This window comes from Mycobacterium sp. E1214 (genome assembly GCF_001666755.1).
Classification (GTDB): Bacteria; Actinomycetota; Actinomycetes; order Mycobacteriales; family Mycobacteriaceae; genus Mycobacterium.
The window spans coordinates 1-12,378 of the sequence record NZ_LZJC01000159.1; the positions used below are offsets into that span (position 1 = coordinate 1).

General features: G+C 73.0%; 5 protein-coding genes and 2 pseudogenes. All 7 read right to left on the reverse strand.

Annotated features, from left to right (window positions below):
* A pseudogene (locus A5700_RS22120) lies at positions 1 to 451 on the reverse strand (hypothetical protein); the annotation flags it as partial.
* Positions 448 to 1,362, reverse strand: coding sequence for a hypothetical protein (locus tag A5700_RS22125; RefSeq protein ID WP_068075354.1), 915 nt, complete (start codon positions 1,360 to 1,362; stop codon positions 448 to 450). The gene A5700_RS22125 and the pseudogene A5700_RS22120, both read right to left, overlap by 4 nt.
* A complete protein-coding gene (locus A5700_RS22130) occupies positions 1,362 to 3,857 on the reverse strand; it encodes a hypothetical protein (RefSeq protein WP_068075338.1) in 2,496 nt (831 codons plus the stop codon). Before A5700_RS22130 ends, A5700_RS22125 begins: the two co-directional genes overlap by 1 nt.
* The gene (locus A5700_RS22135) at positions 3,854 to 5,902 is read right to left on the reverse strand and encodes a hypothetical protein (RefSeq protein WP_068075341.1); all 2,049 of its coding nucleotides are present in this window, start codon (positions 5,900 to 5,902) and stop codon (positions 3,854 to 3,856) included. The genes A5700_RS22130 and A5700_RS22135 overlap by 4 nt, the downstream gene beginning before the upstream one ends.
* A gap of 1 nt (position 5,903) precedes the next feature.
* Positions 5,904 to 8,555, reverse strand: a complete 2,652-nt coding sequence (locus A5700_RS22140; RefSeq protein WP_068075344.1) for a hypothetical protein — start codon at positions 8,553 to 8,555, stop codon at positions 5,904 to 5,906.
* A 2-nt stretch (positions 8,556 to 8,557) separates the two neighbouring features.
* Positions 8,558 to 12,106: a tubulin-like doman-containing protein gene (locus A5700_RS22145; protein ID WP_068205015.1), complete on the reverse strand. Its 3,549-nt coding sequence runs from the start codon at positions 12,104 to 12,106 to the stop codon at positions 8,558 to 8,560.
* Positions 12,106 to 12,378, reverse strand: a pseudogene (locus A5700_RS27085) (hypothetical protein); the annotation flags it as partial. The pseudogene A5700_RS27085 and the gene A5700_RS22145, both read right to left, overlap by 1 nt.

Genomic DNA, 12,378 nt, shown 5'->3' on the forward strand with positions numbered 1-12,378 from the left:
GCGTGGAGTAGGCGGTGGCCGTCGAACGAGTCGCCGGCGTCATCGCGAAACCGAGTTGCTCGCAAAGCAATTGGAGCTGCCGAACCAGGACGCCGATGTAGAGGCTCTTGCCGGTGGCGCGGGCGCCGGCCATCGCGATGCAGTAAGCCTGCCCGTCGCGCCACCGCTCGGGCAGCGTGAAATGGCAGGTGGGACAGATTTCCAACACCGGGCCGCGCAGCGCCTGCCCGGCGAGGTGCGGCGGTGGCGGACCGGCGAACCCGGGCGGCCGGTCCCACCGGAACATCGGCCCGATGTCGGCCTGCGCGCCCAGGAACGCCGAGCCCACCTCGTCGAAGTAGCGGGGCGAGCCGCTGGCGGGGGCCAGGGTCCACAGGTGGTGGTCGGGGTTGAGGATGGCGAAGCAGCGCGGGCACTTCGTCATGGTCACCTGGGCAACGGGGAGGGTCATGTCAACGCCCGCACGAGCCCGGCCGCCACCTCGTCGAGCACCGGGGCGTGCGCCAGCAGCTCCGCGGTGGCGTCCTGACCGGGGCGCGGGGCCGGCAACCGCGGCCCGCTGACCCGCCGGTCATCGGACAACGCCAACAGCGCGAAACCCTGGTGTATCCCCGAGGTCGGGAAGTCCGAACACGCCACGGTGGCGACGTCCTCGCGCAGCCGCGACCAGCGTGCGCCCGCCGACCAGCGGGGCCGCGCCTGGCGCACCGCGTCCGCGAGCCCCGTCGCGGCGGCGGACACCTTGGTGATGTCCGCGCCCACGAGCACCGCCGCGACGTCGCGGAACCCGAGCGCGTCGGCCACCCCCGTCACCACGTCGGTGGCCGCGGCCGCGCTGCCGTCGGCGAACCAGGGCCGCATCGACGCCGAACTGTTGAGTGCGACAACCAGATCGGCGTTGGCCCGCCTGCGGTCCCGCCCGATGAGGCGACGCGCGGAGGTGCGCGCGGCTGCGGCCAGGGGGCTCAGGGCCGTGTCGGCGGTCGCGGTCACCACCACCTCGATGTAGGGGCCGACCGGGCGCAGTTCGGCGAAGACGACCGTGGTGTCCCCGCTGACGTCGACGGGATCGAACAACACCTGGACGGGGTCCGCCTCGCCCGGGATGTCGTGGGCGATGGCCAGATGCACGACGGTTCCCGGCCCGAATTGGGTGGAGAACGCCGGCCGGACCGCGATCGTGAGCGGGCCGGCGAGGGACGGCACCACGACGTGCTGGGGGCTGGACCGCACGACGGGCTGCGCCGGCGCGGCCTGGATGTCCAGGGCGGCGTCGTGCACCGCGCCGCTGATGGTGATGGACAGCGGACCCGCGGGGATATTTGCGCGTTGATTGCGGGCGGTGAGGGCGTAGATCGGCATCAGCGAGTCCTCCACATCTGCGCGGGCGGCGCGGCCAGAGGCGGCCGGCCCTCGGTGCGGCGGGACAGCAACGCGTGCACCGCCTTTCGGTAGCGGCGCGGCGCGGACCCGTCGGCGCCCGTGCCGGCCATGCGCAGCATGGCCGCCAGCACGCTCTCCTCGGCGTCCTCGCCGACGTACCCTCCGTCGACCAGCCGGGTCGCCGCGCCCGCCACCACACCGTCCACGCCGTCGCCAGGCGCGTCGGCGCGTAACAGGCTGGCCGCCATCACGTCCGGGGCGGCGATCACGCCGCCGTCGACCAGGGCCAGCAGCCGCTCGGCGGCCGAGGCGGCCACAGCCTGGCCGGCGGCCAGCGGCCCCACCCGGGCGGGGCGCGGCTGGCCGGCGATGACGGCGAGGGCGCACAGCACCGTCAGGCGCACCGCGCAGTCGTCGTGGATGCCGTTGGTGGCGAACTCGGCCAGGGCCGTGTCCCACAGCTTGGCGTACGCCCGCTGGTGGCTGGTGATGTAGCCGCGCTGCACCCACTCCGCGGCGCCGACGACACGCACCGCCGCGCACGCCACCGCGAGGTCGTCGGCGTTCGCGGTCACCACCGCGTCGGCCAACTCGGTGAGCGCTTCGCCGTCGGGCGCGCCCAGCAAGGTGGGCAGCAGCGCCGCGGTGCTCAGCGCTGCCACACCGACCGCGAGCAGTTGCACAGGTTCCCAAACCCGGCTGGCGGCAAGCTCATCGCGGCGCGGCGACGCGGTGGTCGCCGCCCACCACAACTCCACGAAGGGGTCTGCCCCGCCGCTCGAGGCGGTCCGCTCGCCGTGCATGCCACGGACGGCCGCTCGCGTGAACGCGGCGTCCCAGGGCCGCGCGGCGCGCAGCTCGGCGGCGGTGGGCATGGCAGATCCGTCGGCGAACCAGTCCAGCACGGCATCGCTCAGCGGTCCGTCGGCGTGGGCGCGCAGGGTCGCGGCGGCGGCCGCCATCCGGGCCTCGGGCCCGACCCGCGGGCCGAGCCGTCGCGCCAGCGTGGGGCCGGTAGCCGGGTCGGCCAATTGTTCCGCCACGTGCGCCGTCAAGGCGTGGCCCAGACGCTCGTCGTCAATTCCGCTGCGCAGCAACAGGTCCGCCAACTTGAGCAGTCGTTGCGGGTCGCCCGTCGCGCCGGCGCGCTGCAGCGCCGGGCCGAGGGCGTCGGACACCGGCGCGGGAACGCGGCGGCCGTGATAGGTGCGTGGGCCCACCGGGATCGGCCCCAGTTGGTCCAGCCAGGTGTCGTCGCCGACCGCCCGGCACAGATAGGTCAACGCGGCGTGCTCACCGGCGAAGCCGGGCAGGTCCTGCTCGGCCGCCTTCCACGCGTCCGCCGTGGTGTCGCCGACCAGGGCCGAAAGCGATTCGTCGACAAGGGTTTCCGCCTCAGAACCGGGCGCGATGCCGGCCGGTGAGTGGGCGGCCATCACCGTGCGGGCCTCCGGATGCGCCGCGGCGAAGTCCTGGTCCGCGGCGATCGTGACGGCCAGCGGCCAGGCGGGGTGCAGGCCACGGTCGTCGGTCTGGGCGGCGTAGCGATCGAGGGTGTCGAGAACGGTGCCCGCCGAGCGTGGGTCGAGCAGCGCCTCCTGCGCCATCACCGACCACGGGGTGACCTCGATGGCCTGACCGGCCGCGGTGCGGTGCGGGTCACCGCCCAACTCCCCCAGCGACAGCGTCGCGGTTTCGTCGATGACGACGAAACCGTCTGCGAGGCGGTCCAGGTCACCGACGGGCACCGCGGCCAGATGCGCGATGGCGTGCTGGGCGGGGCCGAGCTGGTCGGCGCGGTCGAACGTGCTGAAGTTGAGGGTCGCGGCGGTGCCCGGGGACATCAGGAAGCTGACCAGGCCGATCCACTGCGCGGCCGTGTGCACCGACAGGGTGCCCAGGGCGACGGGCGGGCCGCCGTCGAGGGCCGCCGCGACCGCGTCCAGCAGCCCCAGCAGGGTGCCCAGCCGCCAGGTGTCGGTGTCCAGCGCGAACGCGACGACGCTGTCCTTCGTGACCGCATCGGCGGCGCCCGGCGGCTCGGCCGGCAGGACGGCGCGGCCCACGGCCGCGGAACCGAAGGGCCGCAACCAGTCGCGGGCGCCCCACCGCTGGATGGGCCGCAGCCGCGGCGCGGCGTCGGGCGCCCGGTCCAGCAGCACGTGGGCGAAGACGTTGCCCGGGCGGCCGGTGCTGTCGGCGCCCGCGGGCGCCGTGTGCCAGTAGCCCGCGGCCGACGCGTCGGGGCCACCCCACCGGCGGTACTCGAGCCGGCGCGGCGCCGCGTCGAGCTGCTGCTCGCTGGGATAGTCCGGAAGCGGTTCCACCAGGGGGAACACGGTTTTGACCGCCGACACCAGCCGCTGCGTCTCGTCGGGCGTCAGGTCGCCGGTGGTCTGCTTGACCTGCCAGCCACCGGCGCCCCCGGGCCGGTCGAAGCTCGTGTACGCCAGCTGGCCGAAGCGGGCCGTCATGGCGCCACCGGGTTCAGCCGCAGGTTGTAGACGGGCGGATCCAGCAGCGCGATGGTGCGCAGCCGCGCCGCCGACGGCGTGTTGACGAACAGCCGGATCCAGCCGCGCCGCCCGCGCAGATCCACGGCCCACGGCTCTGCGGTACCGGCGGTGGTCAGCGCGGACCAGCGCAGCTCCTTCGACGGCGTGGCCGCCAGGCCGCCCTGAGCGTCCAGCGGTGCGGCGTCCAGCGCCTCACCGTCGGTGGGCGACAGAGGAATTCGGTCCGGGTGGTTGATCAACACGAACGCCGGGGACCCCGGCACCTCGTATTCGGAGCGCATGAAGATGGTGGCGTGCGAGGGAAAGCCTTGCGGGTCGCGGTTGAGCTGCACCGCGTATTGCAGCCGCAGCAGACCCGCATACTCGAGGCTGCGCACCGCCCCCATCGCGCGGCGCCCGGCCGAGAAGGCCACCGGCGCCAGGTGCAGCGAGCAGCCGCCCACCGGCAGCTTGCCGTTGGGCAGTTGCAGGCCGCCGTACTTCTCGTACTGCTCGACGGTGATCTCGTAGGACGTCCCCGTCAGGCCGTTGCGCGGGTCATAGCCCTTGGGCGCCAGGTACACCACGACCAGGGCGGCGCCCTGCGGCCAGTCGAAGGTTAGAACCTGCTTGTTGCAGTACTCGGCCAGCTCGACGTCGCGGATGACGCCGGTGCGCACCGAGCCGACCGTCTTGCCCACCAGCGCCCGCCCGGCTAGCACGGTGACCGGGGTGAAGTAGGCGCGGCTCCACTCCGTCGGCCACGAAACCCCCGACATCATCGACCGCGGCCGCCCACCGGAATCGAGGCGCTGCGTGATGGGCTGGGTCAGCCTGAGCTCGGGCGTCAGCCCGATCTGTTCGAGCGCGGATTCCGGCAGTTCCGTGACGTCCGCACCGGCGGCCGGGCCGGTCTGGCTGCGATAGATGACCACCTCGCCCGCGGCGGGCGGTTGCCACGTCAGCTCGAAGCTGTCTGACGAGCCCGCGGCCGTCACCGAGAGGTCGCTGACGGGCGCCAGCACGGCGGCGATTTCGGCATCGGCGTCGACGGGCGCCGACAGCCGCAGCACGCCGTCCACCGGCACTGCGGCCCGAATGCGGTAGACGTAGCGCTGCCCCGGCACCGCGTCGGCGTCGACGAAGCCGGCGCGGTTGTCCCTGTCGAGCAGGATGCGGTGCTGCGGTCCTTCGCGGCCGGCCTCGTCGGCCAGCACGCGGGAGACGAACACCGTGCTGACCGCGGGGTACACCGTCCAGCTGCCGATCACGGTGCCGTTGTCCTGGCGGACCACGCAGTCGCGTACCGGGCTGACCAGCACCCCTTCGGCGTGCTTGATCGGCTGCGCCGCAAGCGCTTCCGACTGCGTCTGGCCGACGTTGACCCACACCTGGTAGTAGCGCACCGCGGCGGTGTGCGGGGCGTCGTCGGCCGCACCGGTTCCCGGCGTCACCGCGATCAGGCGGGCCCGGTCGGGGGAATACGGCGCGTTGTCGTCCTGGCTGACCAGTCGGTAGACCACGACCGCGCCGGCGGCCGGGTACGCGGGCCAGGTCAGCTCGCAGCCGGCGTCGCCCTCTGCGCCGCGCCGCGGGCGAACCGTGACGGCGGCCACCGGGCCGGCCTGCTCGGCGAAGGTGTATGCCGCGAAATCGGTTGCCTGCAACTGTAAGTGGTCTGCAGCCGCGGGGGTTTCACCCGTCGCGGTGACGGCGGTCGACTCGCGGTCGCCGGGTTCCACGGCCGACAGCGGCGCCGGCCGGTGGTGCCGGCCGGGCTCGGCGTGCGAATCCACCTCGGCGAGAACGGCTGCCAACTCCTGGGCGTACTCGGCGACCGACCCGGGCAGCATCGCCCGGATCTGGTCGACGTCGGTGCGCCCGGAACGCAGGATCAGCCGCAGGTGCGTCTCCTTGAAACCCGCCTTGGAGACCTTGCCGGCGTCGATGAGCCGCTGCCGCCAGGCGATCAGGGCGTCGAGGCGGCGGTCGTCGGCGTCGCCGGTGTGCTGCGGATCGGGCATCTCAGAACACCAGATCCCCGCCGGGCGGCACGTCCCGGTGGTCGGTGTGGGTGATCACCGAGGTGGCGTCGGTGTCGAGGGCCGACGGTGCCGCGACGGGCAGCTCGAACAGCGTGAAGTCGTAGGGCGCCAGGCCGTCGCTGGCCTGGACGACCGCCGCCCGATATCCCAGCCCGGTGCGGGTCAGCGTCGCGGTGTCGATGGCCACCGCGCTGCGGCCCGCAGTCATCGCCGCGTCGGTGAACACCGAGCCGTCGAAGGGGGCGGCGTGCCCCGGCCGATGGTCGACGACCCCGGCCGAGAACTGGCCAGCCGGAATATGCTGGCCCGCCGCGGGGGCCAGCACGGCACCCGTCAGCGCGGATCCGACGCCGTCGTCGCTGGCGAACATCTGCTCGACGCGCTGCCACAGCGCGTCGGCTCCGGTGGACTGGACGTGCCCGGCGGCCACGGCCTCCGACCATTGGTCCAGGCCGGAGCCCGTGCGGAACCCCGGCATGCGGTAGAGCATTTCGGGTTCCTCGCGCAGCCGGGCTGCGGCGTGGCCGACCATGTCCTGCCACGGCTTGGTCAGCCAACCCAGCGAATAGAGGCGGCGCTGAATGGCGTGGGCCGCGTCGTCGGCCCGTTCGGGACCGGGGTCGGCGACACCGATCTGCGCGCAGCGCGGCAGGCCGTCGGCGATCAGCGGGGCGGTCGGGCGTCCCGCGGGGGCCGGGCCGAACGGCGCGCGCAGCACCGGTCCCAGCGCCCGGCACCACGACAGGAACTGCCCGTAGGCGGTGGACAGCCGGCTCACGTCCTGCAGCGCGTTCTGCAGGTTCGCGTGCATCAGCTCGAGCCGGTTCTGTTGCGATTTCTGCAGATTCATCAGCGTGAACAGGTCACGCTGGGCGAACAGGAACAGCGCCAGCGAGACCAGGATGTAAAGCCCCAGCAGCACCCCACCGGTAACCAGCGGGAACGTCCAGCCGGCGAATCCGGCGACGGCGACGCCGGTCAGCACGACGAGCACGCCGAGCGTCGCCCAGGTCAGGGTCGCGAGGATGGTGCTGATCGCCTGCTGGCGGGCGCGCACCCGTTCGTCGATCGAGATTTCGCCGGCGGCGCGCTGGATCTGCTCGGCGATCTGCGCGACCTCGGCGCGGGCCCGGCCCAGGAAGTCGGCCAGGATCGAACCCGCCTGCCAGGCGTAGCTTCTCGACGCGTGCTGCTGCCAACGATCCAGCTCGGTCGACGCGCCGCGGGCCTCCACCCCGGCAGCGGGATCGGAGTAGGCGCGTTGCAGCCGCTGCCGCAGATCCGCGACGCCGAGCACGTCGGCCGGCTCCAGCTCGCTGACCCCGATGACCGCGGCGAGCGACGTCGGGATCGCGGTGAACCGGTCCGCGCGGCTGGGCACGACGTCGGCGGCGTTCGCCAAAACCCCGACGCCGGAACCCACGTGAATGGGCTCGAGTCCCTTGGCGCGGCGCCCGCCGTCGGCGAGGGTGAGCGCGCCGTTGACGAAGTCCGTCCACAGCGGGCTCAGGTCCTGTTGCGCGAGGTGGCCGCCGCCGCCCGGTCCGCCGAGGGCCGCGTTCAGCGAGTCGGCGCTGCGCCCCAGGTCCTGCCAGTCGGCGGGCTGGTTGCTGGTGACCACCGAGAACGCCGACTCCCGCCCGCCGAAGACGGTGCCCTGCACGGTCGAGGCGAGCACCGCCGACACCGAGCCCTTGACCGCCGACAGCCACGCCGACGGCGCGTTGCGCAGCGCGCCGCCCATGAACCGCAGGAACATCTTCAGCGCCGCCCAGATGGAGATCGCCTGGGTGGGCACGGCGTCGTCGCCCAATCGGGCGCCGCGCAGCACGTCGCGATGCTTGGTCCACAGCGCGCGGGCCATCGCCTGGCCGGCCGCGGCCACGTCCTCGAGGTAGAGCACCGGCACCTGGCCGCCGTGCGGCAGCGGCAGCCGACCGCCCGGGTCGAACAACCGCGCCCGCAGCCGCTTCTCCACGTCGGCGGTGTCGAGGCTGCGGTAGAACGCCCGCACGGTTCGCACGGTCTGCCCGGGAAGAATCTCGACGCTGTCGAAGGGCGTCTGCTGCACGTCGGCCCACAGCCCGGCGACCGCGGCCACCACCGGCGCGGCGCGCTGGGCCAGATCCAGCGGCTCGGCGAGCTGGCCCCAGGGCACCGCGCCCAGCCCCGGCGCGGGCGAATCCTCCGGCGCGACAAGCAGGTTGTGCCACCCCTCGACCACTACCGACAGGTCGGACTGGCTCGCTGCGCCGCGCCCGGTGGTCAGTAGCATCCGCAGCAGCGTCACGCCCGCGCCCCGCGCGGTGCTGCGCACCACCTGCTCGACGTGTTGCTCGGCGGCCAGCGGCGCCCGCTGCTCGGCCGGGGCGTCGAGGGGCACCAGCACCGCCACCCGCACCCGCTGATACGGCTTGGCACTCAGAACCTGTTGCAGCACAACAACTTCGGGCCTGCCGTCGCGAACCATCGTGGCGGTCGTGGCCGGTCCGCGGGCGTCGTCCGCGTCCACCCAGACGAAGGCGCCCAGCAGCCCGGCGGCGCTGTAGTCGTTGAGCACGCCGATCAACTCGTCGGTGTGGCGATGGGGCGCCACGAGGACGGTCAGGGCGGCGTCGGCGGGAGCGGCCATGGTCAAAAGGTCCCGCCCTCGGGAATCACCACGGGTGCGCCGCCGTCGTGCACCGGGCGCCCGGCCGCGTCGGCGCCGGCCGCGAGCGCCTCGGCCTCGCGCTGGATCAGGTCGATCAGGCCGCCGGTGGCGGCGTACACGTCGGGGGCCAGGTCGCGGAAGATCGGGGTGTTCGACGCGGTGGTGCGCGTCGGCACCGTGGTGAAGGCGCCGCCGGGCGTCGCGCCCGGCATGTCGGCGGGCAGGTATTGGGCGGCGACGTCGCGAATGGTGGTCAGCCATTCGACCGCCGCGGCGGCCCGCGCCTCGGCGGCGGGGGCGTCGGCGATCCCGGGCACCCGCGACTGCACGCCCGGCGTGCCGGCGCCGGTACGCAGGAACTCCCGCAACAGTTCCTGCGCGGACAACGCGACGATGCCGCTGCGCGGGTCTTGCGAGTGCGCATCGTAGAGTTCCCGCAGCACGCTGTAGGGTCGCAGCGACCGCATCACCGGCGGTTCGTGAGACTGCGCGATGGCCAACAGGATTGACTCGAGCACCGCGGGCAACCAGTCGTAGGACGCGGTGAAGGCCGACGGCGGGGTGAGCAGCGGGTTGGGGAAGTTCAGCCATTGACCGCTGTCCCCGTCGTAGATGCGGACCGGCTCGGTGAACGGTGACGCCGGGATCTGAATGCGCCCCAGCAGCTGACCCACGAACCAGCCGGCCGTCATGGCGCGGCGTTCCTCGTCGGTCATCGGCAGCGACGCCGGCAGCGGGCGGGAACGCCGGAACCGCCAGAACGAGCCCCGGCCCGGGCCGGCGGTCTGCGCCCACTGCTGGGCGGCCGGCTTGAGCACCGAGTCGAACGCCAGCGGCGAATAGTTCGGGTAGGACCCGAAGATGTCGATGCGGGTCACGCTGTCCTCGTCGGACAGCGAACGCCCGTAGTTGTCCTTGCTCGCCTGGTCGATGCGCGGATTGTTGCGCAGCACTTCGAACAGGTCCTTGTCGACGGGTTGGCCGGCGAAAGGAATCTCGGAGAACTTGTAGCGGTACTCGGTCTGCTGCCCGGGATGAACCCGTTGCAGCGCTTGGTCGTTGACGCTGGCCAGCGGCCGCGCCAGGGACAGCGCCTCGGCAAATTTGGTGGCGATGTCGCGGCGGCGGCCCACCAGCTCCGACTCCGACGCGCCGGCGCCCTGGACGTAGTCGCGCAGCGACACCTTGCAGAACTCGGCGAAGGACTCCCCGGGCCGCTCGACGTACAGGCGGGCCCGGCGCAGCAGCTCCACCGGCCGGGTGTGGATGTCGAACTGGGCGATCGACGGGACCCGCGCGCGGCCGGTCTCCGGGTCGGTGCCCAGCGCCCGGGTCACCCAGGTGGCGGTCCGCTCGATCAGCCCGCCGGGCGCGGCCACGCCGCCGGTGGTCTGCCACTCCCCCGAGATCACCCGCACGGTGGCCTCCTCGATGGCCGACTGCAACGGGATCATCGCATTGGCCCCGGCCACCGCCTTCGGCAGGTCCGCCTCGTAGCGGCCCTTGAACGCCGTCGAATTGATCAGCAGCACTTCGTTGTTGGCCTCGGCGAACCGGCTGGGCACCAGCTCGTCGGCGTCGGCGGGCCAGGCGGCGTACTGGTCGGTGGACAGGCGGGCCAGCCCAACGTCGGTCGGCGGCTCGGAGCGGGCCTGCTCCAGCTGGATCATCGCCTCGCTGAGCCGGTCGCGCAGCGGCACCAGCAACTCGATGCCCAGCACCCGCATCACGTCGGCGATCCGGGTGGCCGCGTCGGCGAACAACTGCCGGCGCACCGTCGCGCGGAACCCGTCGAGCACGGCCGCGACCACCTGGTCGGCATTGGTCATCACGCCGTGCAGCGACCGCAGCCCGGCGTCGACCTGCGGGGAGATCGCCACGATGTCCGACGGGCCCATGGTGCCCAGGCTCGCCACGCCGGCGGCCAGGTGGTCGTCGATGTGCCGGCGCAGCTGGTCGACCAGCTCGCGGGCGAACGGCAGGCCCAACCCGGCGATGGCGGCGCCGACCACCTTGTCGAGGCGGCCGGCGAAGTCCTGGTGCCACTGAAACGCCATGGCGTAGGCGGCATCCGCGCACGCCCGGGTCAGCTCGGCGCGCCGGTTGAGCACGGCCTGGCGCATCATCGGCACCCACTGCTCGGCGGCAACGCCCTCGGGGTTGGGCAGCTGGTTGCGCAGCTGCCGGTCGATCAGCCCGTTGACCGTGGCGGCGACGGTCTCGGCGGCGAAGGCCTGGGTGCCGATCCAGCGGCCCAGCCGGCTGACCCGGGTCTGCTCGTCACCGGCGCTGGGCGGCAGACCCAGTTCGCCGCACAGCACCGCCCACTGGCTGGACAGCAGGGAGTCCAGTTGCTCGGTGCTCGAGGCCGGGTTGCCCTTCTGCATGTGCCCCTCGAGGAGCTTGTCGACGCAGCTGCGGGCCAGCCGCTGCGCGGCGTATTCGGCGTAGCGGTCACGGCCCATGCTCAGGCTCGAGAATCCGTAAGTGCCCCAGGGCAAGACGTCCCACGAGGAGATGCCCCAGCCCAGCAGGTCGCGGTCGCCGACGGGCGAGGCGGTGTTGCCCAGGTCGTAGGCGACGAATTGGTCGCTGGCCCGGCCGCTCATCATCAGGCCGGCCAGCCCGCGGGCCAGGCCGCGGTACACGGCGTACTGCGAGCCGTCACCGAACAGCGTGCGGTCGGCGCCGATGTAGCGGCCCACGGGGAACACCCGCGCGAACGGAATCGGTTCCCCCTCACCGTGATGGTGGCCCAGCGCCCGCAGGATCCGGACGTCGTGCTCGCGGGCGGCGCCGGCCTGGCTGGCCACGATCTCGCCGAGCATCGCCAGCGCGTTGGCTCGCACGCCGATGATCGCGCTCTGCGGCAGCGAGTCGAAGATGTCGGGGGTCACCATGAACACGCCCATCAGCCGGGGGTCCAGGCCGGTGACGAGGGTGAGCAGCCGGCACACGTCGAGCGCCATGGAGGCGCCCGCGCCGCCGGCCATCGACGACACCACCAGCACCAGGGGCGGCTCGTTGGGATCGAAGCGGCCCATGCCGGGCACGTCGACGGTCGACATCTCCGAGATGGTCTCGACGCGAAACAGCCTGTCCCACGCGGCTTGCAGGCGCGCATGGATCTCGGCGGCCTTGCTGAGCGTGATCATTCGTCCGATCGCCCGGTATTGCCCGGCGCCCGCCGAGATCGGGATCGACACCTCCTGGGGGCTGCGCGGCGCCCACGTGGCGATGGTGTCCAACGCCGACTCCGCCGCCAGCCGCTGCGAGAGCGCACCGTCGAGCACGGCGTAGCTGCTGCCCTGCGGGCCGCAGCCGACGTAGCTGCCGCCCTGCGCGGGGACGTTGGCCAGGCCCTCGGGCCCCGACTCCGCCGCGCTGGGCACGTCGATGTGGACGAATTGCCAACCGTCGAGCAGCTTTTCGATCCCCGCGGCGTGCAGCTCGGAACGCAGCTGGTCCATCATCAGGGACAGCGTCGCACCCCCGGAACCGCCACACCCCACTATCAGGAATCGTCGCATCAGGCTCCCTCTCCGAACGGGTCGAATGGATCCGGGTCGAATCGATAGGCGGGTTGCGTCGACTCCGACGGCGGCAGTGCGCCGCCCGGGTCACGCTCGCGCGGTCGGCCGGGATCGGTTGGGTGGTCGTCGTGGTGCGGCAGCGGCGTGGGTATCGGCGGTATCGGCCGTTCCTGCGTCTGCGCCTCGTTGAAGCCGGGCGGCGGTGGCGGCGACTGCTGGCCCGCGTGGGTTGAATTATCCGACAACGCAATTCGTCCCGACGGCGGCTG

Excerpts from the sequence above, each read along its gene's own strand:
- A5700_RS22145 (WP_068205015.1), bottom strand. The coding sequence starts at position 12,106 with ATGCGACGATTCCTGATAGTGGGGTGTGGCGGTTCCGGGGGTGCGACG.
- A5700_RS22135 (WP_068075341.1), bottom strand. The coding sequence starts at position 5,902 with ATGCCCGATCCGCAGCACACCGGCGACGCCGACGACCGCCGCCTCGAC.
- A5700_RS22140 (WP_068075344.1), bottom strand. The coding sequence starts at position 8,555 with ATGGCCGCTCCCGCCGACGCCGCCCTGACCGTCCTCGTGGCGCCCCAT.
- A5700_RS22125 (WP_068075354.1), bottom strand. The coding sequence starts at position 1,362 with ATGCCGATCTACGCCCTCACCGCCCGCAATCAACGCGCAAATATCCCC.
- A5700_RS22130 (WP_068075338.1), bottom strand. The coding sequence starts at position 3,857 with ATGACGGCCCGCTTCGGCCAGCTGGCGTACACGAGCTTCGACCGGCCC.